Below are 23,273 nucleotides of genomic sequence, written 5' to 3'. Positions count from 1 at the left end.
GTTTCAAGGTTTGACGGAATTATTCCCACTCAATGGTTCCGGGCGGCTTGTGGGTCACGTCGTACCACAGGCTGCCGGCACCTTCGGCTTCGAACTTGCGCCAGAGTCCGGCCAGCATTCCCTGGTCGATTTCGGCGAAGTTTGCCGTCATAGCTTCGGTGGAGTTCACCGGGCGCATCACGATGCAAGGCTTGTTTGCCGTGCGGAGCGGAACGAGCACGACCGGCATCTGCCAGATCTTTTCGTACAGGTCGTTTGCCTGCAGGAATTCGGTGCAGATGTTGTCGAACTTGCGGAGCGTATCGAAGTTTTCGCGCGTGGCGAACTGTTCCACAAGCTTCGGATCTTCATCAGCCACGCTACCGATCTGGTAAATCACGCGGTTGATGGCCTTGAAGCGGTTGGCAAGTTCGGTAGAGAACTTTTCGCAATCCTTCCAGCTAAGACCCGGAGTGGTGATGAGGAACGGCTGCGCGTAGGTGCGACCGTCACCCTGCACGCCCACGCTCTTGATGGGGAGCAGGCGGCCTGCAATCTTGTTCGCCTTCAGGTAGTCGGCGAGGGACTGACCGGCGGTGTCCTTCACGTCTTCGAACTTCACCATGTCATCGGAGAGCACGCCGTCGCTGCAGAGCAGGCGAACGCCGAGGCCCGGACCCGGGAACGGGTGACGCCACACAAGGTTGTGCGGGATGCCCAGTTCTTCGCCGAGGGCGCGGACTTCGTCCTTGTACAGGTCGGCGAGGGGTTCCAGCACGAGGCCCTTTTCCATAAGGTCCAGGACTTCTTGCACGCGGTTGTGGTGCGTCTTGATCTTGTCGGCGTTCTTGGTGCCGCCGCTTTCGATGGTGTCGGGGTAGATGGTGCCCTGAGCCATCATCCACTGGTTCGGATCGAGGTTGAGCTTCGCCATTTCCTCGTCCTTCACCGTCAGGAATTCCTTGCCGATGATGCCGCGCTTGGTTTCCGGCGCAGTCACGCCCTTGAGCTTCGCGAGGAAGTGTTCGCTGGCGTCGCGGACCTTGAGGTTGTTCATTCCCTCGGCCTTCAAGAATTCCATAATCTTCTGGGATTCGCCGAGGCGCATCATGCCGTTATCTACATGCAGGCCGAGGACTTTTTCGGGGCCCAGCACGCGGTTCAAGAGCACGAATGCCACGGTGGAGTCCACGCCGCCACTCACGAGCAAGAAGACCTTGCGGTCCTTGACCTGTTCCTTGATGCGCTCCGTGATGAGCGGCAGGTAGCTCTTCATGTTCCAGGTCTTCTTTGCACCCGTGAAGTCTACGAAGTTTTCGAGCAACTTCATGCCGAACTTGCTGTGGGTGACTTCGGGGTGGAACTGGATGCCGAAAATCTGGCGTTCGGGCTTGTCGCTATCGAAGGCGACGGCAGCGATTTCGCAGTCCTTGGTGCTGGCCACAATCTTGTAACCTTCGGGGAGCTTCGTGACCTGGTCGCCGTGGCTCATCCACATGGGGCTGGCCTTCGGGAGGCCCTTCAGAATCGGGCAGTTTTCGTCAACCACGATAAGGTCGGCAATTCCGTATTCCTTGACCTTGCCCGGTTCCACGTGACCGCCCAGCTGCTGGGCGATGAGCTGGTGACCGTAGCAGATGCCGAGCTTCGGTACCGGGAGGTTCAAGATTTCGGGATTGTATTCCGGTGCGTCGGCAGCGTACACGCTGCTGGGACCGCCGCTGTAGATGATTCCCTTCACGCCTTCGAGCTCGCTGACGGGAGCGGCGGGGGAGTGGATTTCGGTAAACACGCCCAGGCGGCGCACGCGGTTAGCAATCAGGTGGGCGTACTGCCCGCCAAAGTCCAAAACTGCAATAGTATCGACATTTTTCATACGGCCCAAAAATAGAAAAAAAATTTCTATCTTTGGCCCCATGTTTAAAATTGGAGTGATGGCTTCCGGTGGTGGAAGCAATTTTAAGGCAATTATCGACAAAATTGGCTCTGGCGAACTCGATTGCCAGTGCAAGTTCTTGATTACCAATAACGGGAATTGCGGAGCTGTGGGGCACGCTTCGGAATATGGCATCCCGGTTCACCATATTTCGGGCAAGACGCACCCGGTTGTTGCGGATTACGAGGCCGCGATGATGGATGTTCTGAACAAGTATGACGTTGACCTGCTGATTCTGGCGGGCTACATGAAGGCGCTCCCTTCTTGCATGATAGCCCGTATGCCCGACCGCATCATGAATATCCATCCCTCCCTCCTGCCCAAGTACGGGGGGAAGGGCTACTGGGGAATCCACGTGCACGAGGCGGTGATTGCCGCGCATGAAAAGGAATCCGGCCCGACAGTCCACCTGGTGAGCGAAGAAATTGACCAGGGACGCATCCTTTCGCAGGTGAAGGTTCCCGTTTTCGAGAATGATTCTCCCGAGGTGCTTGCGGGCCGCGTGCTCGAACAGGAACACAATCTATATTGGAAGACCATCCGCGACTATGCGGGCAGCCTTGGACTTCACTAGGGTCTATAGGGAATGGTATGAGATTCAGGCTGCCAGCATTCCTTGAAAATGTCGAAACTCCGATAGAAGGGGAGAACCTATTGCGGAGGTTTGTCGCCGACCCTGCATCTGTTGGCGGTGAAGAGACGCTTGACCTGTTCTCGCTTGCAGAAACCGGCGCAAGGAAAAACGTTGTCGTTGTCGGCATCGACGAGGTGGGCCGGGGCCCGCTTGCAGGGCCCGTGGTGGCGTGCGCGGCAGTGTTGAAAGCGCCCGATATCATGCCGGAACTGAACGATTCCAAAAAGCTTACGCGCAAGAAGCGCGAGGCGATGTTCGATGCCGTGAAGGACGCGTGCGCCTGCTATGCAATCGCGAGTGCGAGCGTGGAAGAGATTGACCGCCTGAACATCCTGGAGGCCGATTTCCTTGCGATGCGGCGGGCTTTGCAGGCGCTCGGAATGCCGGGACTCGATGCTCCTCTGCCCGAGATTCCTTTGGAAGTGAAAAGTTCGTTTGCGGAAGTCTCGGGCTCGCCGGTTCCTTATGTTTTCGTTGCGGTTGATGGCAACCTGAAAATCCGGGGTGTCCCTGCCGAGATGCAGATGCCCATCGTTAAAGGGGACGGCCGCATTGCAAGTATCTCCGCTGCGTCTATCCTCGCGAAAGTATTCCGTGATCGCTTTATGGATAAACTAGCGGAAGAGTATCCGGGTTATGCGTTCGAGGTAAATGCGGGCTACGGCACGAAGGCGCATCTCGACGGCATCCGTAAATTCGGGTTTACACCCGCGCACCGCAAGAGTTTTCACCCGAAAGGGCTGGAATGACAATTTGGGGGGCTTTTTGCCCGTTTAAGTTGGTCTAAAAAATATCTTTTTGCTACATTGTGCACGGGGCGTATGTTTTCGCCCGGAATTTTTTCTGAGGAGGTTCTTTTGAACAATTCCATCCCTCTTGTGCAAATGGTTTTGCAGTCCGATATCGCGACTATCGTGGTTCTCTGCATCCTTGCCATTATGTCGCTCGGTTCCTGGGGCATCATCATCGTAAAATTCTTTACATACCGCAGAAGCAAGCATGCGAATGCCGAGTTCTTCCGCAAGTTCAGCACGGTCACGCAGTTCGTGCAGCTGCAGGGGCTTTGCGAGACCGCCGAGGACAGTGCGCTCCGCCGCCTTACGGCCGAGGTGCTGAAGGAAGCCTCCAAGTTCAGTAACTTTGTGAGTTACGATTCCATTCAGCACCGCGCATCGCTTTTGGAAGACACCATCCAGCGCTCTATCGAGGGCCTGCGCCTTACCGAAGACCGCTACCTGAGCTTCCTTGCGACAAGTTCAAACCTTGCCCCGTTCTTCGGCCTTTTGGGTACGGTGTGGGGCATCATGATTGCGTTCTTCCAGATTGGCCAGCACGGTTCTGCCGACCTCTCCGTCGTCGCTCCGGGTATCGCCATGGCGCTTATTACCACGGTGGGCGGTCTCGTGGTCGCTATCCCTGCCTCTGCGGGCTACAACTACTTCACGAGCTGCAACGGCCAGAACGAGATTTCGTACTTCAACTTCGGTTCCCAGGTATTGAGCCTGTTCAAGCGCGGCGACCTGCTCGCCCTCGAAGAAGTTGCCGGCTAGGAGGCCTAGGTGAAGCGTAGCCGCGGAAAAGAACTCAAGCAGGAGATGAACCTCACGAACATGATCGACATCGTGTTCTCGATCCTTATCGTGTTCATCATCTCCGCTCCGCTCATGAGCCAGGGCGTGAAGGTCGACCTCCCGAAGGCCGAAGCCCCGACGATGGAGCAGGAAAAACTTTTGAAGGTGTCCATCACCAAGGACGAGAAGATCTACATCGCCGACATGCAGGTGGATTTTGGCAGTTTCAACAACGTGTTCAAGTCCCTCTGGAACGGAGAGATGGCGGTCGTCATCAATTCCGACGAGAACGTCCATTACGGACTCGTGATGAAGGTCGTTACGCAGGTGCAAAAATTGGGCGTGACAAAACTCGGGTTCCTTACGATGAATCCTAAAGAAAAACCGGGTAAATGAGCAAGGAAGAAGAAAGGATAAAGTACTTCAGCTCGGACGTGGATTCCACGCTCGTGAAGATAATCGTCGTGGCGGTTGTCTTCCATTTTGCCGTCGTGGCGTTCTTCATCGGGCTGCATTACGTGAATCTGAAGCCGGAACCCGAGAAAATTCCCGTGTTCGAGATGGTGCAGGTGGCCCAGCCACCTCCGCCCCCGAAGCCGGTACAGCCGAGGCCTCCCGAGCCACCGAAGCCCAAGGAGCCTCCGAAGCCCAAGGTGAACAAGGAACTCCCGCCAGAGATTAAGCCCGAGCCGGAGCAGAAGCCCGAGGAGGTGCACGAAGAGGTTCCGCCGGAACCAGAACCGGAGCCCGAACCGGAACCGCAGGAGGATTTCCCGGTCGACGATCTCGACCTGCCCGTTGCAGTGGAGGCCCCGAGTCTGAATCCGGTGGGTTCCGTGGACATGGATCCGCTGATGCAGGTCTATCTCGAACAGCTTAAGAAGATTATCATGAGCAACTTTAAGCCGCCCAAGGACTTGAAGGTGGGCCGCGATGCGAAGACAACCGTGCAGTTCCAGGTGGACCGCTTCGGCGGTATTACCGCAGTGATTCTCAAGAAGTCGTCGGGCAACAAGGCGTGGGACCACCTTTCCGTGCGCGCGGTGCAGATTTCGAAGGTGCCCGAACTGCCGCCGAACTACCGCGCCCCGAGCCTCGTGCTGCATTTTAACTTTACTCCGAACTGACGCTATGAAAAGATTGTTTGTCCTGCTTGCTTTTTTGGTATTCTCCGCGCCGTGCGTATTCGCGTCTATCGATACGATTGCCGTCGACGTGGGAATTTCAGTGTTCAAGACGACTCCCATAGGCATTGTGCCTTTCGAGGAAAAACCTGGAATCGAATGGATTGAGGAGCGTCCGCACCAGATTCTTACACGTGATGCGAATCTCTCCGGTCGATTTGACGTTGTCGCTTCTGAAAAGTTCAACCTTGCGCTTTTCAGCCGTAGCCATGCGGATTACTACATGACGGGGAAAGTTTCTCCCCTGGCGGATGGCCTGCTCAAGGTGGAATGCTTTCTCTACGTGTCGAAGTCGAAGACGCTCCGCCTCGGCGAAAGTTACACGGTAAAGCAAAAAAATCTGCGTCGCGCAGTCCACGATTTTTTCGACAAGGCGACTCTTTGCATTACGGGTGAACGCGGCGTTGCGACGACCAGGCTAGCCTTTGTTTCCAAGATCGACGGCGTAAAGCAGGTGGTAATTTCTGATTACGACGGCTTCCACCGCAGCCAGGTGACGCGTGACTCGACTATCAGCATGATGCCCGTGTGGATGCGTGGAAATGCAGGCCTTGTGTACGTAAACTTCAAGACGCGTAGGCCGCGCCTGTATGCGAAAAAGTTCGGCGGTGCGGAATATCCGCTATTCGCCCAGTTTGACCAGACCTACAGTCCCGCCGTGAATCCCAGGACGGGGGAGCTCCTTTTTTCTTCGACCGTGGATGGAAAAACGGATCTCTATCTTGGCAATATGGAAACGGGCAAGGCGAGGAAGTTTGCGTACCTGAAGAGCAACCAGACGAGTCCCGCGTGGAGCCCGACCGCAAGCGAAGTGCTGTTCACGAGTGACCGCGGGGGAAGCCCGCAGATTTTCGTGATGGAGAAGGACGGATCTGACCTGCGCCGCGTGACGTTCATGGGTCGCTACAACGAGCGCGCCAGTTGGTCGCCGAATGGGGACCGCATCGTGTACACCTCGATGGACAACGGCAAGATGAACATTTATACCTGCGCTCTTGACGGGAGCGACATCGTGCAGCTCACGAACAACGCGGGCAACAACGAACACCCGACCTGGTCGCCCGATGGCAAGCTGATTGCTTTTTCGAGCAACCGTAGCGGGACTTACCAGATTTACATTATGCGGTTCGACGGCGCGAACGTGACCCGCATTACCCAGGGCGGCGAGAACACTGCGCCTACGTGGTCCTGGTTCAACGAAGATATTAAACAACAAAAAAAGGAAGGTAATCAATGAAATTCGCATTTAAACTCGCGATGATTTCTTGTGTGGCGAGTCTTGCCCTCGTGGCGTGTTCGAAGAACCCGCCTCCCGAGACTGCTCCGGCTCCCGCACCCGCCCCGGCTGCTGCGGCAGCTCCCGCTGCAGAGCAACCCGCCGCTCCTGCGGAACCCGCGTTGAATGCGGATTCCCTCGCTGCAGAGCAGGCACGGCTCGAAGCCGAACGCCTTGAAGCCGAACGCGCCCGCCTCGAAGCTCTTATCAACCAGATCATGAGCGAGGATGTCTATTTCGACTTTGACCGCTCCGAGCTTACCGAAAAGGCCAGGGAACTCTTGGCTCAGGTGGGTGAGCTCCTGCTGAAGGAAACCCGTTTCACGATTACCATCGAGGGCCATACCGATGCTCGCGGTACCGAAGACTACAACTTTACTTTGGGTGCAAAGCGCGCCATGAAGGTAAAGGAATTCCTCAATACCTACGGTATCGATGGCAAGCGCATGGAATCCGTGAGCTACGGTAAGGAAGCTCCGAAGGCTCAGGGCGAAACGGAAGAAGCCTATTCCCAGAACCGCCGTGCGAACTTCCGCGTGAACATCCAGCCGTAATAACAATATAGAGTCATAGTTTCTAGCAACACTCGTAGAATATGAAAAAAATCATAGTAGGAATTGCCTTGGCGGCGCTCTCGCTTACGGGCTGCTCGCAGATGACGGTGCTCCGCACCGAAGAAATGCGTAATGTCGGTACGGACGTGCAGGTTGCGGTTCTCAGCAACCTCGATTCCGCCATGCATAAGCTCAGGGCCGACAACAAGAACCTCCGCAAGCGCGTGGATTCGCTCAAGGCTGAACTTCTTGCCCAGCAGGAAGCGTCTGCCTTGCTGCAGAAGCGCATGATGGCGGAACTCTCCATCCTTTCGCGCCGTGTGAGTGATGAATCCGAACGCAACGATTCGCGCCAGGAAGAAATCATTTACCGGCTCGACATGCTGCTTGGAAAGTCCGACAAGATTCTCGCGAAGAAGGTCGTGGTCAGTGGCGCCCCGCAGGCCCCGATTTCTATGGATAGCGTCGAACGCGAGGCCGAACGCCTCGTGGAAGCCGAAGCCATGTTCAATACGGCCCGTTCCGATTACCATCGTGGCGAATACAAGCTTGCCTATACGGGATTCAAGCAGGTCTATGAACAAATGAAATCTGGCGAGCTCGGTGAAAACTCGCTCTACTGGATGGCGCTTTGCCTGGTCGAAGTGAACCAGATTGAAAAGGCGAAGAAGGTTCTCGATGCCTTGACGCAGAGTTTCCCTGACGGGGGCAAAACCTGCACTGCTCTGTTCAAGCTAGCGGGAATCTATGGCGACGAATGCAACATTGAATCGCAGAAGCAGTACTTGCAGAAGATCTTGGCGAACAAACTTTGTGAAAAGTCCGCCGAGTTCGAACAAGCCGCCGAAATGCTGCAGTCTATTTTGGAGCGTGAAGAAAAAAAGGCCTCGGGAGCCCCGGTCGAAGCTTGTGAACCCGTAGTGCGCGATGTGCCGAAACCTTCCACGGCCGCGCCTGCTGAATCACAGCCAGCTGCAGTGCCCGCGCCCGCGTCCGCGCCGTAAGGCGCCCACGAAGAAACTTGTTTCGAGTGACGAGAGGGTTTTAGGGAGGGCGGAGCCCTCCCTTGCCGTACTAAGATGCCTACGAAGAAACTTGTTTCATCGCCGAAGTTTATTTCTCAAAAAGCATCGTCGTCTTCGTCGTCGCTGTGGCGAATCACGACGCCGCCGATCTTTGCCATCTTGTTCTCGAAATCCTCATAACCGCGGTCGAGGTGGTACACGCGGCTCACGGTGCTCTCGCCTTCGGCGATGAACGCGGCGAGTACGAGCGCTGCCGTTGCTCTCAGGTCGCTACCCATGATTTCGGTGCCTTCGAGCTTAGTGCCACCCTTGATGGTCGCCGTGTTGCCGTTGACCTGGATGTCGGCGCCGAGACGCTGCAGTTCGGCCACGTGCTTGAAGCGGTCGTTATAGACGGTATCCTGGATGACGCTGTTGCCCGGTATCGAGACGAGGGTCGCCATGAGGGGGGCCTGCATGTCAGTGGGGTATCCCGGGAAGGGGAGCGTCTGGATGGTGATGGGCTTGAGTTCTACATTGCGGGCGTCGACTTCGGCCCAGTCCGCACCGACACTCACCTTGCAGCCCATGTCACGGAAGGCGTCGAGCGTAGAGGCGATGTGGTCGGGGATAATCTTCGTGACCTTTACGCGGCCTCGCGTGATGGCGGCTGCACAGAGGTATGTGCCCGCCTCGATGCGGTCGGGAATCGTGAAACCTTTGCCCGGGCGGAGGCTTTCGACGCCCTGCACGGTGAGGGTGCGCGTTCCGCGGCCCTGAATCTTGGCGCCCATGCCGATAAGGTAGTCGACGAGGTTGTCGATTTCGGGTTCGAGCGCCGCGTTCTGTAGAACGCTCGTCCCCTTGGCGAGTGTCGCTGCCATCAGCACGTTGACCGTGGCTCCCACGCTCGAAATGGGGAAGTAGAAGGTGCCGCCGGGAAGCCTGCCTTCGCAGGTCGCCTCGACGTAGCCGCGCGTGAGCGTAATCTTTGCTCCGAGCGCTTCGAGTCCCTTGAGGTGGAGGTCGACCGGGCGCGGACCCCATGCGCATCCGCCGGGGAGAGAAACACGGCAGCGTCCGAACCTGGCAACGAGCGGGCCAAGGACGTAGAAACTTGCGCGCATCGTCTTCACAAGTTCGTAGGGGGCTTCGAGATGGTCGGCTCCGCGCGTGTCGATTTTGAGGTTGTGGGCTTCGCCGCTGATGCGGCATCCGATGACGCGCAGCACGTCGCTCATGGTCTTCATGTCCTTGAGGTGCGGCACGTTCGTGATTTCGGAAACACCATCGGCAAGGAGCGCTGCAGCCATCACGGCAAGTACGGCGTTCTTCGCGCCCGAAACGGGGACTTCGCCTTCGAGGGGCTTTTTTGCCTGGTGAACTTCAAAACGGTACATTTTTAATTCTCCTTGGACTCGTCGTTGGATTCGCTACGGGGTGCTTTGGAAATCCTGGCTTCTTCGTTAAAGACAACCGATGTCCTTGCAATCCAGTCGTGAAGCGCCCTGCGCCTTGGGTCGATGCAAACGATTAGGTATCCGAGTCCATAAAAAAACAGGGTCATTTGAGTGAGTATACTGCAAAGGTAGCGCGCGGTGGCTCCGCCCCATCCGATTTTAGCTCCTTCGCGGGTCTCCACGTGGATGTGGACAAGCATCTTGCCCGGGGTCGCAGAATAGATGGCGTGAAAAATGATAAAGTAGAGCGCCTGTATGACGTTCAAGATGCCCATGAACAGGGAAACTCCACGTATGCTTGGCAGCTTGGACACGGCTTCCGTAGTCGATGCGGAATTTGCGAGGCTGTTGAGGGCTTCCTGGAGCGCGGGGAAGTCGACAACTCCAGTGGCAGAGAGAATGAAGAGTATTCCTCCGCAGATAAAGCCGAGAATGAGGTTGTCTACAATATAGGCGGCGGCTCTCGTGAAGAACCCTGCGTAGCGGTACCTGGCGAATTGCTCTTTTTTCATGACCTCTTCGAGGGCCTTTATAGTATTCTCCAAAAGTTCTTCGCGGGCGAGGTCCGCATCGTCGGGGGCGGAAAATTCCTCCTTGTAGGCACTCCAGGGTTTCCAATCTTCTTCGCCGCTATGCCATACGAGCGTTGTTTCCGTTATTTTTCCCTGGTTTACAAATTCGCGGATTTCATCGATAGAATAAGGACCCTGCCTACGTTCTCCATCGGTGATGCTCTCGTCAATAAAATACCATTTCATACAATGTCAAAGTTAGAAAATTCGAAGGCCGTTTTCTATGAAAATTACTAAATTATCCCCTATGAGTATGTTTAAGCCGGGGCAACGTTTCGTTAGCCAGTCAGAGCCGGATCTGGGTCTTGGAATTGTATCCGAGGTGCAGGGCCGCACCGTTCAGTTTTCTTTCCCCCTAGTTGGTCAAATTCGTATATACCGTGTCGATTCTTCTCCGGTTGACCGTTTTATATTGCAGCCGGGCGAAACCGCCAAGAACGAAAAGGGAGTCTCCTTTGTCGTCGAAAGCGTCCGCGAGGTCGACGGCGTGGTCATCTATGTAGGTCGCGGTGGTCGCGAAATGAAGGAATCGGACCTCACGGCGAAGCAGATGGCAAGACCATCCGACTTGTTCCGGAGCCTCATGAAGATTGGCCGGGACAAGGTGGACGAGGTGTCTTCGGGGAATGTTTCCTCGAAGGCTTTTGAACGCAGGCGCCGTGCCATGGAACTTCTGTGCCACTGGAAGTCCTCTCCGGTGCGTGGCATGATCGGTCCCCGCGTGAGCATGATTCCTCACCAGTACTACCTTTGCTATCGTGCCTGCGCAAGCTCGATGCTTCCGCGCCTAATGCTCAGCGACGAGGTTGGCCTTGGGAAGACGATTGAGGCGGGCATGATTTGGCATGCGCTCAACGCCCGTGGCCGCGTCCAGCGTTCCCTCATCATTGTGCCCGAGACTCTCAAGCATCAGTGGATGATCGAGATGAAACGCCGATTCAACCAGCTGTTTACCCTGGTCGACGAAGGCTTTATCCGCGGGTTGTTCCTTTCTGTGGCAAAGGATGAGGCGAAACCCAATCCCTTCATGCAGAGCAACAATATCATCGTCTCTATCGATTTCTTGATGAGCCAGCCTGCGTTGATCGAGGACCTGCTCAAGACGCAGTGGGACATGACCATTATCGACGAGGCCCATCATCTTGTTTGTGAAGATGGCTTTACCAGTCACGAATACATGCTCGCGAACGCTGTGCTCGCCCGCTCGAAGGGCGTTCTCCTCTTGACGGGAACGCCTTTGCAGCTGCATCCCGAATCGCAGTTCAACCGCCTCAAGATGCTCGACCCGGCCCGCTTCTCGGACTATGGCGAGTTCATCAAGGACCAGGAGGCCTACCGCAAGCTGGTGAATGACCTTTCCAAGCTGCCGACCGACCCCAACCACCAGATGAGCTGGGAAGACCTGTACGAATCGGTTCCCAAAAATTCCAAGATTCGTCCCTGGCTTGAACAGGAAAATTCGAAGTCGATGACTGCGGGCGAATGGATTCGCCGCATCGTGGACGGCATGGGTACGGGTTCCGTGGTGTTCCGCAATACGCGAAAGGGCGTGGGCGGATTCCCCAAGCGCAAGCTGGATGCCGTTTGTCTGGAGCCGAACCCGAAATATCGTGAAATGGTTGAAATTGCGGCCGAGAAGGACCTGGACGCCTCGACGGACATTCAGGAGAACGGCCTCCTTTGCACGCGATATTCGGACGCCTGGGACTTGGATGAACGTATCGTATGGCTCAAGGAATTTCTCAAGGAACATGCAAACGACAAGGTCCTACTGATTTGTGAATCGATCGAGGTCGTGCTGGCGCTGGAATCTATCCTGACGGACTACCTCGGCGAGGGCGCATTCTCCATGTTCCACGAGGATATGACCATCATGGCGCGCGACAAGGCTGCCGCGAACTTCAGCAAGGAGAACGGGGCGAATCTTCTCATCGCGTCTGAAATCGGCTCGGAAGGCCGCAACTTCCAGTTCGCGCACCACCTGGTGCTTTTCGACCTTCCGTTGGATGCCGCTCTCGTGGAGCAGCGCATCGGCCGTCTCGACCGCATCGGCCAGACGAAGGACATTGTGATGCATGTGCCCTACGTGAAGGGCTCCGGCCAGGAGGTGATGTTCCGCTGGTATAACGACGGCCTGAACGCTTTCGGTGCCCCGCTGATGAGTGGCGGAGAACTGTTCCTCAAGTATACCGATAGCCTCATCGAAGCCTTGGCGGACCCGCGCCACTCGCTTGAAAACTTTGTTGAAAACGTAATCCCTCAGGTCCGCAAGGACTGCGAACAGATGCGCAAGAATATCGAGAAGGGCCGTGATCGCCTGCTTGAATTCAACAGCCGCAATCCCGAGAAGGCGAAAGAAATTACCGACGAAATCGAACGTATCGATGCGGAACCCGAGCTGCGTGAACTGTTGCTTGATTCGCTCCGTTCCAGGGGGCTGGAAATCGACAAGAGTGCCGTTGCCGGGTGTGAAATCATCACGATGGGTTCGCAGATAGAGGAAGGTTCTATCGCCGGGATGCCGAGTCGTGGCATGGTGGCGGCCCAGAGCGAAGAGGAAGAACAGGGCTCCGATAGCATCTCCTTGACGGTGACGTTCGACCGCAAGGTGGCCATGGTTCACGACGAGGTGGACTTCATGAGCCTCGAACATCCGCTCGCCCAGGGCATGATCGACTTCGAAACGGGGGTCAACCATGGCAATGTCGCGTGCTGTATCTGGCCTGGTTCCGGATTGCATGGACTCATGATGCAATACAACTTTGCAATAGAACTTCCTGTGCCCGAAGAATGGGGCGTTTCGGATATTGTCGGTCCGCGTTATGCGTGCGTGCTTGTTGATGCTGCCGGCGTGGACCAGTCGGCCCACTTGGCGGAACTGCAGAATGCGGAAGTCCGTGATGTGAATGTCCCGCAGGGAAACAAGGCCGTGGATGCGACTATCCGCTATTTTGCACATGGCGGTCTCGCCGTCGCAAAGCAGTGCGTGAACGGACTTGCCAAGGAATACGCGGAGAAGGCTGCTGCAGCTGTCGAGGCGCGTTCGGAACAGGAATACCAGCGCGTGAACCACCTGCTTACCATGCGTGGCAAGGCGGGGAACAATGCTGAACTCCAGCAGTTGCGCAAGAATGTTTTCGACAGGAAGAAAATCGTTGCAAACCCGCAGCTCCGCTTGGATGCTATTCGCCTGGTGGTTTGCAGGTAAAGAATACGGATTACGAAAATGAGTGAACTACGTAAGAATATCCTTGATGAGGCCCGCCGTATCGTCGTGAAAATCGGGTCCCGTATTTTGGTGGATTCCGAAAAGGGCGGCGTGCGCACCCGCTACATCCAGAAACTTGCCGATTCTGTCGCGCGTCTCATGGAAGCGGGCAAGGAAGTCGTGATTGTCACAAGCGGTGCCGTGGGAACCGGCATGAGCCAGCTGGGCTACAAGGAAAAGCCGACCGTGCTTGCCGAAAAGCAGGCCTGCGCCGCCGTGGGCCAGATCGACCTCATGTACGCCTACCGCGAAATGTTCCGCTGGGTGGATCTCTCGGTGGGGCAGATTCTTTTGTCTGCCGATGACTTCCGCGACCGCACCCGCTACAAGAATTTGCAGAACACCATCAAGGCGATGCTAGCCCGCAAGATTGTCCCGATTATCAACGAGAACGATTCGCTTGCGGTCGCCGAAATCAAGGTGGGCGACAACGACAAGCTTTCGAGCGACGTGGCGCTGTTCCTCGATGCCGATTTGCTTTTGATATTCACGGACGAGGACGGCCTTTTTGACGACAACCCGAAGAAGAATCCGAACGCTCGACTGCTCCGCTTTGTGCCCGAAATTACGCCTGCTGTGCTGGCCCTTGCCGGAAAGCCTGGCGAGGCGGGCTCTGCCGTGAGTACCGGCGGTATGCGTAGCAAGCTTGAAGCGATTCGAAACGTGACGCGTAGCGGTGCAAACGCCTTCCTTGCGAACGGCATGAAGGTGTTGCCGCACCAGGTGATTTTCGAAAATGCGCAGGGCACTCTGTTTGCGGGTTCCAAGAAAAAGCTCAACAGCCGCCAGCGCTGGCTCAGTTTCATTACGACTCCGCGCGGGGCCGTGGTGGTGGACGAGGGCGGCGTGAAGGCGCTCCGCGAAAAGCATTCCAGCCTGCTCCCCGTGGGCGTGTGTGCCGTCAAAAAGCATTTCGACAAGGGCGACCTCATCGAGGTGTTGAGTCCGTCGGGCGATGCGGTTGCGCGTGGCGTGGCCGGTTTTGACAGCGAGACGCTCAAGCTCGTGCTGCACAAGAAGACGGCTCAGGTTCACGAGATTCTAGGTAAGGACGTGCCCGACGAGCTCATCCACAAGAACGATTTGGTCGTGTTCTAGCAGGTGACAGGAGGAATGCGGATAATGCGATTTGTGTGTAAACTAAGACGTATGGCGATTGCGCTTTCGTTTGCGGCGACGGCTTCGTTCGCCGATGCGATTTCGGTTGAGTCGCTTGCCGGTGCGGGAACCTGGGTGCGTGACGACCACCTGCGCGAAATGAGCGATATCTTGCTCTTTGGCCAAGGCTCTTTCATTGATGTTGGCATGTATTATACGCCGCTCCCGTCGCAGATTCCCTTGAAGAGCGAATTCGGCGAACACCAGGGCTTTGCCTTCCGCCACCATTTTGCTGGTTTTTCCAGTACCGAAATTTCGAAGGGCTATTTCCTGGGACTTCTCCTTTGGTTCGACCGCTATGGCTGGGACGGCGAGGACTTCTTCTTTTTCCCGCGCTACAGCGATTTCGGTCACGTGAGCTCGGTGACGACATGGGGCATCTCGTTTACGGATGCTAAACACGACTGGACGGTTGCTGCAGGTATGCAACACCAGAATCTGGAATTTGCCGGTGACTTTTTCCCGGCCGAAAACGATTCGCTGCTCTACACGTGGGCGGAACTCCGCTACTGGAAGTTCAGCGCACAGGCGAGTCTGCATCGTGCGAACGTGAAATCGCTCCGACTCTCGATGAACCTCGAAGACCGCGCGGTCTATGGCGGCGCCTCTTCCGGCTTCAAGACCTACCTCCCGAATATCGATGCCACCATCTACAAGCGCGTTATCCGCGGCTTCGACGAGGACTTCCTCCGTGTGCATTGGGAACAGAATCTTTTCGACCAGAGGCTCTATGCGGAAGTCTCCTACGACTTCCCGGATGACGGCTTCCATTCCGCGGCCCTCAAGTATTATCCTGACCCCTCGCGCCTTGTCGGCATCGAGTTCACATGCCTCCGCCGCCGCGTATACGATGATGGATGGGACGACCTGATGTTCGGCTGGGCTATCGAACTGCCCGTGCTCCGCATTGGCTACAATTCTGCTACCGACTACGACAGGCTCTTCCATGCGAAGGGAACTTGGATTGCGGAGCTGCAGTTCAACCTGCAGTCCGTGGGTGAATTCCTCTTTGGCCGCGGCGGCCGTACGACGGCGCCCATCGAGACGAATACCGTGAAGCAGAAAAACAAGCAGGCGGCGCCCCAGAACTCCGGCATAACGCTGCCCACGTCGTCGCAGACGCAGGCTCCGCTGACAGCCACGGGCGTCCGCTATGAGAAGGTCGATGCTGGCGCAACCCTGACGCAGGGAGGTAGGTAATGAAACGCTTTTCTATAATCGCTTTGCTTCTTTGTGCGCTTACCCTTACGGGTTGCCTCAGCCACTGGTTTACCGATTCCTCGACGCGTCTCCAGGTGGAGAACAAGACGGAGCGTGTCTTTGTCGGGCTCGATATCGTGTCGGAGGATGGATATACGACGATTCCCTGGATTCGCGAGACGCTCAAGCCCGGCGAACGTAGCCGCGTCTACGAGCAGGATTGGGTGGGAACTTTCAAGATAAGGCTCCTGTTTAAATCCATTCATGAAATCTGCGCGATAAATATCGAAACCAAGGAAAGGGATTGTTCTGCGATGTACGAGATTGTCTCCCATACTCCGCTCGAGTTCGAGTTCGATGGCGGCAGCAACTACATGATCCTTACGGATAACGAAGACGGTGGCGTGCACATTTTGATGCACTAGTGCTGAGTTTGCAATGAACTTAAAAGAAGCCGACCCGTTGGGTCGGCTTTCTCGTATTACTTGCGTTTACCGCAGAGGATTTTATTTGTTCAGCGTTTGCCGCCTTTGGCGTCCGCTGTTGCGTTCGGTCATACCGTCAAGTAAACTTGACGGTGCGACACTCACTTTGCAAGCTTTTCGGTTGCGGCGGCGACGCTGAGCAGGTCCGTTTCCTGGAACGGCTTGCCAATCCACTGCAGGCCCACGGGGAGTCCTCCAGCCATGCCGCACGGAACGCTCACGCCGGGGAGGCCCGAGAGGTTCAGGCTCACGGTGTAGATATCGGAGAGGTAAACGGCCATCGGGTCGGACTCGTTCATGCCGCACTTGAGCGGGAGGCCCGGCATCGTGGGGCTTGCGATTACGTCCACGCTTTCGAACGCCTTGTTGAAGTCGTCCGTGATGAGGCGGCGCACCTTCTGGGCCTGCACGTAGTAGGCGTCGTAGAAACCTGCGCTGAGCACGTAGCTTCCGAGAAGGATGCGGCGCTGGACTTCCTTGCCGAAGCCTTCGCTGCGGGACTTGGCGTACAGGTCGAACAACTTGCGGGCTTCCTTGCTGCGGTATCCGTAGCGCACGCCGTCGTAGCGGCTGAGGTTGCTGCTCGCTTCTGCAGTTGCGATAATGTAGTAGCTAGAGACTGCGAAACCGATGTGCGGGAGGCTCACTTCCTTGAGCGTGGCGCCTTCGGCTTCCATCTTCCCCAGCATGTTCTCGATAGCGGCCTTGCAGTCGGCGTCGAGACCTTCGGCGAAGTATTCCTTCGGGACGCCGATGACCTTGCCCTTCACGCCGGCATCGAGCTTCGCGCCGAAGTCCTCGGGTTCGCGGGTGCTCGTGGTGTTGTCGTGCGGGTCGATGCCGCAGATGGCGTTAAGGAGCGTGGCGCAGTCGGCGACGGTAGTGCCGAAGGGGCCAATCTGGTCCAGAGAGCTTGCGTATGCCAGGAGGCCATAGCGGGACACGCGGCCGTAGGTGGGCTTGAGGCCCACAACGCCTGTGCAGGCGGCGGGCTGACGGATAGAACCACCGGTGTCGGAACCGAGCGCACAGGCGACCGTGCCACTGGCAACGGCTACGGCCGAACCGCCACTGGAACCGCCCGGCACGCGGGATTCGTCGAGCGGGTTCTTCACCGGCCCGTAGTACGAGGTCTCGCTGCTCGAACCCATGGCGAACTCGTCCATGTTCGTCTTGCCGACGATAACCGCACCTGCCGCTTCGAGCTTTTCGATGGCTGTCGCAGTGTAGGGGGCGACGAAGTTGTCGAGAATCTTGGATGCGGCCGTGGTGCGCGTACCTTCGAGGCACATATTGTCCTTCACGGCAACGGGGATGCCGTCCAGCGCGCCGAGACTCTTGCCTTCGGCACGGCGCTTGTCCGATTCCGCGGCCTTCGCGAGGGCGCGCTCGTTCAGCACGCTGATATAGGCGTTCAAATTCTTGGTGGCTTCAATTTTTGCGAGGGAGTCCTGCGCGAGAGCGACTGCCGAAGTCTCGCCGCTGGCGAGCTTGGCGCTTAAATTCTTGATGGTTTCCATTACCGGTTTCCTCCGGACCATTTCATGATGTAAATGGCCACGATCATACCAACGATGCTGACTACGTTAATCTTTAGACCAAAGCCAAGCGCGAACTTGACCATGTACAGATCCAGGACGACCGGATTTGCCTTGTCCCCGAGGAATCCGAGGTTCAGGTCGAACGAGGCCACGAAGAAGTTGCGCACGATGTTGTCGTAACCGCCCGCGTTCATGAGTTCGCCGAGTTCCCCGAAGAGGAGCCCGAGGCATTCACCGAGCACTCCGCCGATGATGAGGCCGAGCACGATAAAGAGGATGAGTCGTCCGAAGGTGTTTCTGTTAGTCATATGGGCAAATATATAAAAAAGCCGTTCGTTTGTTGTTACTTAATGCTCCAGTCGATGGGTTCTAGACCCTTGCTGACGAGGTATGCATTTGCCTTGCTAAAATGCTTGCAGCCGAAGAACCCGCGGTAGGCCGAAAGCGGGCTCGGGTGTGGCGCGGTGAGAATCAGGTGACCGCGGTTCGGGGCCACGAGCGCCTGTTTTTTGATGGCGAAACTGCCCCAGAGCAAGAATACGAGGTTCTCGCGCACTTCGGAGAGGCGCTGGATGACGGTGTCGGTGAACTGCTGCCAGCCGATTCCGGCGTGGCTTGCCGCCATGTGGGCGCGCACCGTGAGCGATGCGTTCAGGAGGAGAATTCCCTGGTGTGCCCAACTTTCGAGGTTCCCGTGCGGGGGAGGGTTAATGCCGAGGTCGTCGTGAAGTTCCTGGAAGATGTTCACGAGCGACGGGGGAGGCTCGATACCCATGGGCACCGAGAAGCACAGCCCGTGCGCCTGGCCCGGATTGTGGTAGGGGTCTTGCCCGATGATGACAGCCTTGACCTTGTCTACGGGGCAGTAGTCGAGTGCCGCGAAAATCTTGGAGCCGGGCGGGTAGACAACGTGATGCTCCGCCTTCTCCTGCAGGAGTTTGTCTTTAATTTGTTTGAAATATGGCTGCTCGAACTGGTCGGCGAGCAGGTTCAGCCAGGATTGTTCAAGTTTGACGGTCATGTTGTCATGCCCGCGAAGGCGGGCATCTCCTTGTTAAAATTGCGGTTTTCTCGCCGCAGAAGCGGGTGTAGAACAGGATTGCGGAATTCTTGCCTTTGGGCTTGAGTCGCTTGGTTTCGGCGTCGGGGTCGAGCTTCACGCCGCGCAACTTGAGCGTAATCTTCCCGATGTCGAGCTCCTTGAGCATGCTGCGGACAGCACCCGTCGCGATTTCGGTATGGGCGAGCACTTCGTAGCAGGAAAATCCCGGTGCAGGGAGCGGCTTGTCGCTCGAAACATACGCGATGCCTTCCGAAATCAGGTGAGCATTCGGGTCGTGGGCGAGGGCTGCCGCGTTGAAGAGGTGGCTCCGGATAAGTACCGGCGCGGGTTCTGCGATGTACTTGCCTATCTCCCCGAGGGGCAGGTCGCTCCGGCTCGTCGCCGTGCGGTAGGTACGGTCCTTACCTTCGAGGCTGTCGTTCCGGTCGAGTTTTTCCTGCAGGTCGTCGTCGAGGGTCTCGAGCGAGCGGTCGCGCCTGCGGGTCCATTCTGCAAGCGTTTCGCCCGCCTTCCCGACAATGATTGCGCGGACGGTGTCCGGGTGTTTTGCGAGTTCCCCAAAGAGCACGAGGCATTCGCGGCAGTCGCCGTGCCCGCCCAGGTAGAGGATTTCGGTTCCGTCCGGGATTTCGGCGGGCGGGTAGCCGGGCGGGAGTTTCGCCATGCCGCCCTTGTAATGCTTGCTGATTTCGACGACTTCTTCGAGCGTGGGCGTGAGGTTCTTCAGGTCGCGCTGGTTCTCGCCTTCAATGGCGCGTCTTGCCGGGTCGATGGTGAAGTAGTCCGCGCCTTCAACGGAGCGCACGTCGGCGCAAATCGTTTCGGCGTTTTTCCCGAACGCCTGCATGTTGTGGCTATACATCGCGAGACGGTTTTCGTCCAGGTCGACTCCCGTCACTTTTAGGCCCGCAGGCAGGTAAAAACTGTCTCCGCCCATGCCGCAGCACAGGTCGTGAACTTCCGCGCCTGTGCCAGTTGCATTTTCGGTTGCGTCGCTGGTCGCGTCGTTCCCGCATGGCCAGAGTTTTGCCTTCCAGCGCCCGATATCTTGTGCGGTGCTCTGTTCCAGCGCGAGCTTGTCGCACAAGAGGAACATCCCGCGGGCGGTCTCGTTATTTGCGAACTTTTCGCGGAACTTGGGCACGAGCGCCATGTAGTCCATGATAGCAGCGCGCTCCTCGTTGCTGTATCCCTGCTTGTTCAGTGCGGTCGAAACCTGCAACGCATCCAACTTGCGCGTAAGGGCCTCTTCGATAAAGCCCTGTACAGTGTCGGATGCGAGCAAATTCCACGGTTGCATATTGTAAATTTAAATTATTTGCACGATTTTATGGGTTCCGGCGCACCGCTTGCCAAACTTTTAGTTTAAATTTAAGGCATGGGATACAAACAGGGTTGTTTTAGAGTACGGCACTTGTGCCGTTTTGGGTGTGTCGCGGCGATGGCTGCGGCTGGGGTTCTTTTCGTTGCATGCGGCGGTGATTCCGACAGCGGTGCCGGTTACGACTACGAAATAGTGGGGGAGTCCTCCGCGGGTTTTACGCTTCCCGATTTCAGCAGCTCGTCGGATGCGATTGCCTCGATATCTTCTTCCGATTTTGCGCTGTTGCCGTCGTCGGGTGTATTCGATGCTCAATCCTCTTCCGACTTTGTGTCTCCCGAATCTTCCGGAGACAGGCCTCCGCGCTCTTCGTCTGCGGTTGAACCGCCCCGTTCGTCTGCAGGGTCCGAGCCGCAAACCTCTTCAGCGCATAATCCTCCGCCCTCGTCCTCGTCCGAATCTCCTAAATCTTCCGCGACCCAGCAGCTTCTCAATTTTGACTTCTACATGGGCGCCGACATTTCGACCGTGCAGGAATACGAACGCAACAGGACCAGGTTCTACGACGTGGATGGCACCGAGAAGGATATCTTCACGCTTCTCAAGGACCATGGTTTCAACGCTATCCGCCTCAAGACATTCGTGAGTCCCAAGGCAAAGTACGGCTATGCCGCTTCGGAATGCGGTCACGATGCCGAGGCTTACGGCGACAAGGACCATATCGTCGCCTATGCGCAAAAGATCAAGGCCGCGGGCATGGCTTTCTTGCTCGACATCCACTACAGCGACAACTGGGCCGATCCCGGCAAACAGATTATCCCTGAACGCTGGCGCAAGGTGAACAGCTCCGACGCTCTCGCCGATTCCGTTTACGCCTACACCCTCGATTTGATGAACGCGCTCAAGCAGGTGAATGCGGTTCCCGAGATGGTGCAGATTGGCAACGAGACAACGCCGGGCATTCTCGTCCACGTGCCGAACAGCAAGACGGATTGCTGGGGCAACAATGTAGACAAGGCCTCTACCGCAATCAACGGCGATATGGGGACATCGAGCGGCAAGGCGAACGCGGCTAAGTATTTCAAGGCGGGCATCAGGGCGGTCAAGGAAGTTTCGCCGAATACCAAGACCGTGCTGCATATTGAACGCATACGCCAGGCGAATACGGTCACCTGGTGGATGACGGAAATCTTCAAGAACCAGAAGGTCCCTGCCGATGTGATGGGATTTTCCGCCTACACGGCTTACGGCGACGGCGCTCCCGATAACTGGAAATCGCTCTTCCAGACTGTCACCTCGAGCTATCCGAATCTGGAATTCATCGTCGCGGAATATAACGGCGGTGACCAGGATAACCACTACAATTTCGACGGCTCGCGCAAGCGCACGAACGAGATGGTGAAGGGAATGGACCGCTGGATAGGTGCTTTCTTCTGGGAACCGACGCTCAGCGGCGCCTGGGGAACGGCGCTCTTCGACTGGAAGGGAAACGACATGCAGGCGAACAGCAATGCCTTCGAGGAATACCCGATGCGGTAGGGGAACGAAGGGCTTTTTTCAGAAAAGTTATCATGCACCCCACATTTGACAACATCGCAGTCCTGCGGGCGGAAGAGGAATGGCAACGTGCAGGGGCGTATTCTGTCCGCATCCAGGGCATGAACCGGCAGCACCATATTTCGCTGCGGGAAGAATTTGACGTGCACGATGGCGATGGTACAAAGTACATCGTGTTGCTCGATGCCGGGTATCCGGTGGCGACGTGCAGGTTCTTTGAGACTTCTCACGGGCATGTGACGCTCGGGCGGGTGGTCGTTCTGCCGGAATACCGCGGGCGTAAACTGGGCATGAAGGCGGTTTGCGAGGCGGAAAAGTGGATTGCGGAGTGCGGTTATTCCGTAATTGATATCGAGAGCCGCGTCGAGGCGGTGCAATTCTACGAAAAACTCGGTTATGCGCGCGTTGACGATAGCGTTGTCCGGAGCGGCGTATTTGACTGTATCCGCATGCGGAAGTCCCTCCCGGCCAGGTAGTTTTTTCTAAATTTATCCTCGCAAAAATTCAAAAAAGGATAAATCATGCGCGATCAGTTCGAAAGCCCGCTTATCAAGCGTTACGCCAGCAAGGAAATGAGTTTCATCTTCAGCCCGCAGTACAAGTTCCAGACTTGGCGGAGGCTGTGGATTTACCTCGCCGAATCCGAAATGGAACTCGGCCTCCCGATTACGCAGGAGCAGGTGGACGAACTGAAGGCCCACGAGAAGGACATCAACTTCGAAGTCGCCGAAGAAGAAGAAAAGCGCCGCCGTCACGACGTGATGAGCCACGTTTACGCTTACGGCGTCCAGTGCCCGAAGGCGAAGGGCATCATCCACCTCGGTGCAACGTCTGCATTCGTGGGCGACAACACTGACCTTATCCAGATGCAGCAGGCCATGATTCTCGTGCGCAAGCGTCTTTGCCGCGTGATGGACAAGCTTTCCAAGTTTGCGATGGAATACAAGGACATGGCCCAGCTCGGTGCAACGCACTTCCAGGCCGCCCAGCTCACCACCGTCGGTAAGCGTGCTTGCCTCTGGCTTCAGGACATGCTCATCGACCTCGAAGAATTGAACTTCCTCATCGAAGTGCTCCCGTTCCGCGGCGTGAAGGGCACCACCGGTACGCAGGCTAGCTTCATGGACCTGTTCAACGGCGACGAAGAAAAGATTATGGAACTGGACCGCCGCGTGACCGCCAAGGCAGGCTTCAAGCGCGTGCTCACCATCACCGGCCAGACTTACACCCGTAAGTGGGACAACCGCGTGAACCAGGTACTCAGCTCCATCGCTCAGAGTTTGCACAAGTTCGCGACCGACATGCGCCTCATGCAGGGCGTGAAGGAAGTCGAAGAACCCTTCGAAAAGACTCAGATTGGCTCCAGCGCCATGGCTTACAAGCGTAACCCGATGCGTAGCGAACGTATTTGCTCTCTCGCTCGTTTCGTGATGGCCCTGGTGAACAGCACCGCCTTTACGCAGGCGACGCAGTGGTTCGAACGTACGCTTGATGACAGTGCGAACAAGCG

Annotated in this window: 22 protein-coding genes; 15 read left to right on the top strand and 7 right to left on the bottom strand. The window is 56.7% G+C overall.

What is annotated here, in order from left to right; translation table 11 throughout:
- Positions 1 to 19 precede the first annotated feature (19 nt).
- Positions 20 to 1,855, bottom strand: a complete 1,836-nt coding sequence (gene guaA / locus B2310_RS02120; RefSeq protein WP_290728349.1) for a glutamine-hydrolyzing GMP synthase — start codon at positions 1,853 to 1,855, stop codon at positions 20 to 22.
- A gap of 40 nt (positions 1,856 to 1,895) precedes the next feature.
- Here guaA and purN point away from each other — a divergent pair, with 40 nt between their 5' ends.
- The 8 genes from purN to B2310_RS02080 all read left to right on the top strand — a co-directional run bounded on the left by purN (position 1,896) and on the right by B2310_RS02080 (position 8,138).
- On the top strand, positions 1,896 to 2,489 hold the full coding sequence (purN, locus tag B2310_RS02115; protein ID WP_290726669.1) for a phosphoribosylglycinamide formyltransferase: 594 nt from the start codon (positions 1,896 to 1,898) through the stop codon (positions 2,487 to 2,489).
- Between the two features lie 17 nt (positions 2,490 to 2,506).
- Positions 2,507 to 3,298 carry a ribonuclease HII gene (locus B2310_RS02110; protein ID WP_290728347.1) on the top strand — a complete coding sequence of 264 codons (792 nt, stop codon included), beginning with the start codon at positions 2,507 to 2,509 and terminating at the stop codon, positions 3,296 to 3,298.
- A gap of 108 nt (positions 3,299 to 3,406) precedes the next feature.
- Entirely contained in the window at positions 3,407 to 4,099 is a 693-nt protein-coding gene (locus B2310_RS02105; protein WP_144063796.1) for a MotA/TolQ/ExbB proton channel family protein, read from the top strand.
- A 9-nt stretch (positions 4,100 to 4,108) separates the two neighbouring features.
- A complete protein-coding gene (locus tag B2310_RS02100; protein ID WP_173380763.1) occupies positions 4,109 to 4,516 on the top strand; it encodes an ExbD/TolR family protein in 408 nt (135 codons plus the stop codon).
- A complete protein-coding gene (locus tag B2310_RS02095; protein ID WP_072812499.1) occupies positions 4,513 to 5,247 on the top strand; it encodes an energy transducer TonB in 735 nt (244 codons plus the stop codon). Before B2310_RS02100 ends, B2310_RS02095 begins: the two co-directional genes overlap by 4 nt.
- Positions 5,248 to 5,251: 4 nt before the next feature.
- On the top strand, positions 5,252 to 6,541 hold the full coding sequence (locus tag B2310_RS02090; RefSeq protein WP_290728345.1) for a translocation protein TolB: 1,290 nt from the start codon (positions 5,252 to 5,254) through the stop codon (positions 6,539 to 6,541).
- Entirely contained in the window at positions 6,538 to 7,134 is a 597-nt protein-coding gene (locus tag B2310_RS02085; RefSeq protein WP_173380764.1) for an OmpA family protein, read from the top strand. Before B2310_RS02090 ends, B2310_RS02085 begins: the two co-directional genes overlap by 4 nt.
- 41 nt (positions 7,135 to 7,175) lie before the next feature.
- Complete coding sequence (locus B2310_RS02080) at positions 7,176 to 8,138, top strand: tetratricopeptide repeat protein (RefSeq protein ID WP_173380765.1); 963 nt, start codon at positions 7,176 to 7,178, stop codon at positions 8,136 to 8,138.
- Positions 8,139 to 8,254: 116 nt separating this feature from the next.
- Here the strand turns inward: B2310_RS02080 and murA are convergent, their stop codons facing one another.
- Positions 8,255 to 9,538: a UDP-N-acetylglucosamine 1-carboxyvinyltransferase gene (gene murA, locus B2310_RS02075; protein WP_173380766.1), complete on the bottom strand. Its 1,284-nt coding sequence runs from the start codon at positions 9,536 to 9,538 to the stop codon at positions 8,255 to 8,257.
- 2 nt (positions 9,539 to 9,540) lie between these two features.
- Positions 9,541 to 10,356, bottom strand: a complete 816-nt coding sequence (locus tag B2310_RS02070) for an RDD family protein (protein WP_290728341.1) — start codon at positions 10,354 to 10,356, stop codon at positions 9,541 to 9,543.
- Positions 10,357 to 10,417: 61 nt separating this feature from the next.
- On the opposite strand from B2310_RS02070, the gene rapA reads away from it, so the two are divergent.
- From rapA to B2310_RS02050, 4 genes are read left to right on the top strand one after another with little or no spacing between them, the layout of a single operon-like run.
- Positions 10,418 to 13,378, top strand: a complete 2,961-nt coding sequence (gene rapA / locus B2310_RS02065; protein ID WP_290728339.1) for an RNA polymerase-associated protein RapA — start codon at positions 10,418 to 10,420, stop codon at positions 13,376 to 13,378.
- An 18-nt stretch (positions 13,379 to 13,396) separates the two neighbouring features.
- A complete protein-coding gene (gene proB, locus B2310_RS02060) occupies positions 13,397 to 14,536 on the top strand; it encodes a glutamate 5-kinase (RefSeq protein WP_290728337.1) in 1,140 nt (379 codons plus the stop codon).
- Between the two features lie 51 nt (positions 14,537 to 14,587).
- Complete coding sequence (locus B2310_RS02055) at positions 14,588 to 15,796, top strand: hypothetical protein (RefSeq protein WP_290728335.1); 1,209 nt, start codon at positions 14,588 to 14,590, stop codon at positions 15,794 to 15,796.
- Positions 15,796 to 16,221 (top strand): hypothetical protein, encoded by a 426-nt coding sequence (locus B2310_RS02050; protein ID WP_173366370.1) that lies wholly within the window; start codon positions 15,796 to 15,798, stop codon positions 16,219 to 16,221. Before B2310_RS02055 ends, B2310_RS02050 begins: the two co-directional genes overlap by 1 nt.
- A 161-nt stretch (positions 16,222 to 16,382) precedes the next feature.
- Here the strand turns inward: B2310_RS02050 and gatA are convergent, their stop codons facing one another.
- The 4 genes from gatA to B2310_RS02030 are packed head-to-tail and all read right to left on the bottom strand — an operon-like array spanning position 16,383 to position 20,185.
- The gene (gene gatA, locus B2310_RS02045; RefSeq protein WP_290728332.1) at positions 16,383 to 17,801 is read right to left on the bottom strand and encodes an Asp-tRNA(Asn)/Glu-tRNA(Gln) amidotransferase subunit GatA; all 1,419 of its coding nucleotides are present in this window, start codon (positions 17,799 to 17,801) and stop codon (positions 16,383 to 16,385) included.
- Positions 17,801 to 18,130: a DUF4321 domain-containing protein gene (locus tag B2310_RS02040; protein ID WP_173380772.1), complete on the bottom strand. Its 330-nt coding sequence runs from the start codon at positions 18,128 to 18,130 to the stop codon at positions 17,801 to 17,803. The genes gatA and B2310_RS02040 overlap by 1 nt, the downstream gene beginning before the upstream one ends.
- Positions 18,131 to 18,165: 35 nt before the next feature.
- Positions 18,166 to 18,843: a uracil-DNA glycosylase gene (gene ung, locus B2310_RS02035; protein WP_290728330.1), complete on the bottom strand. Its 678-nt coding sequence runs from the start codon at positions 18,841 to 18,843 to the stop codon at positions 18,166 to 18,168.
- A 4-nt stretch (positions 18,844 to 18,847) separates the two neighbouring features.
- Positions 18,848 to 20,185 carry a class I SAM-dependent methyltransferase gene (locus tag B2310_RS02030; protein ID WP_290728328.1) on the bottom strand — a complete coding sequence of 446 codons (1,338 nt, stop codon included), beginning with the start codon at positions 20,183 to 20,185 and terminating at the stop codon, positions 18,848 to 18,850.
- A gap of 78 nt (positions 20,186 to 20,263) precedes the next feature.
- On the opposite strand from B2310_RS02030, the gene B2310_RS02025 reads away from it, so the two are divergent.
- The 3 genes from B2310_RS02025 to B2310_RS02015 form a co-directional block, all read left to right on the top strand.
- Positions 20,264 to 21,745 carry a glycosyl hydrolase 53 family protein gene (locus B2310_RS02025; protein WP_290728326.1) on the top strand — a complete coding sequence of 494 codons (1,482 nt, stop codon included), beginning with the start codon at positions 20,264 to 20,266 and terminating at the stop codon, positions 21,743 to 21,745.
- A 32-nt stretch (positions 21,746 to 21,777) separates the two neighbouring features.
- A complete protein-coding gene (locus B2310_RS02020; RefSeq protein ID WP_290728324.1) occupies positions 21,778 to 22,239 on the top strand; it encodes a GNAT family N-acetyltransferase in 462 nt (153 codons plus the stop codon).
- Between the two features lie 45 nt (positions 22,240 to 22,284).
- A partial coding sequence (locus B2310_RS02015; protein ID WP_290728322.1) for a lyase family protein occupies positions 22,285 to 23,273 on the top strand: 989 nt, incomplete at its 3' end.

It is taken from the genome of Fibrobacter sp. UBA3629, from assembly GCF_002374005.1.
In the GTDB taxonomy this organism is placed as follows: domain Bacteria; phylum Fibrobacterota; class Fibrobacteria; order Fibrobacterales; family Fibrobacteraceae; genus Fibrobacter.
Note: the sequence above shows the minus strand (reverse complement) of the source record. Positions and strands in the feature narration are given on the sequence as shown.

Excerpts from the sequence above, each read along its gene's own strand:
- B2310_RS02040 (WP_173380772.1), bottom strand. The coding sequence starts at position 18,130 with ATGACTAACAGAAACACCTTCGGACGACTCATCCTCTTTATCGTGCTC.
- B2310_RS02095 (WP_072812499.1), top strand. The coding sequence starts at position 4,513 with ATGAGCAAGGAAGAAGAAAGGATAAAGTACTTCAGCTCGGACGTGGAT.
- murA (WP_173380766.1), bottom strand. The coding sequence starts at position 9,538 with ATGTACCGTTTTGAAGTTCACCAGGCAAAAAAGCCCCTCGAAGGCGAA.
- purN (WP_290726669.1), top strand. The coding sequence starts at position 1,896 with ATGTTTAAAATTGGAGTGATGGCTTCCGGTGGTGGAAGCAATTTTAAG.
- B2310_RS02025 (WP_290728326.1), top strand. The coding sequence starts at position 20,264 with ATGGGATACAAACAGGGTTGTTTTAGAGTACGGCACTTGTGCCGTTTT.
- B2310_RS02110 (WP_290728347.1), top strand. The coding sequence starts at position 2,507 with ATGAGATTCAGGCTGCCAGCATTCCTTGAAAATGTCGAAACTCCGATA.
- B2310_RS02050 (WP_173366370.1), top strand. The coding sequence starts at position 15,796 with ATGAAACGCTTTTCTATAATCGCTTTGCTTCTTTGTGCGCTTACCCTT.
- proB (WP_290728337.1), top strand. The coding sequence starts at position 13,397 with ATGAGTGAACTACGTAAGAATATCCTTGATGAGGCCCGCCGTATCGTC.
- B2310_RS02090 (WP_290728345.1), top strand. The coding sequence starts at position 5,252 with ATGAAAAGATTGTTTGTCCTGCTTGCTTTTTTGGTATTCTCCGCGCCG.
- B2310_RS02055 (WP_290728335.1), top strand. The coding sequence starts at position 14,588 with ATGGCGATTGCGCTTTCGTTTGCGGCGACGGCTTCGTTCGCCGATGCG.
- rapA (WP_290728339.1), top strand. The coding sequence starts at position 10,418 with ATGAGTATGTTTAAGCCGGGGCAACGTTTCGTTAGCCAGTCAGAGCCG.
- ung (WP_290728330.1), bottom strand. The coding sequence starts at position 18,843 with ATGACCGTCAAACTTGAACAATCCTGGCTGAACCTGCTCGCCGACCAG.
- B2310_RS02080 (WP_173380765.1), top strand. The coding sequence starts at position 7,176 with ATGAAAAAAATCATAGTAGGAATTGCCTTGGCGGCGCTCTCGCTTACG.
- B2310_RS02085 (WP_173380764.1), top strand. The coding sequence starts at position 6,538 with ATGAAATTCGCATTTAAACTCGCGATGATTTCTTGTGTGGCGAGTCTT.
- guaA (WP_290728349.1), bottom strand. The coding sequence starts at position 1,855 with ATGAAAAATGTCGATACTATTGCAGTTTTGGACTTTGGCGGGCAGTAC.
- B2310_RS02030 (WP_290728328.1), bottom strand. The coding sequence starts at position 20,185 with ATGCAACCGTGGAATTTGCTCGCATCCGACACTGTACAGGGCTTTATC.
- gatA (WP_290728332.1), bottom strand. The coding sequence starts at position 17,801 with ATGGAAACCATCAAGAATTTAAGCGCCAAGCTCGCCAGCGGCGAGACT.
- B2310_RS02070 (WP_290728341.1), bottom strand. The coding sequence starts at position 10,356 with ATGAAATGGTATTTTATTGACGAGAGCATCACCGATGGAGAACGTAGG.
- B2310_RS02020 (WP_290728324.1), top strand. The coding sequence starts at position 21,778 with ATGCACCCCACATTTGACAACATCGCAGTCCTGCGGGCGGAAGAGGAA.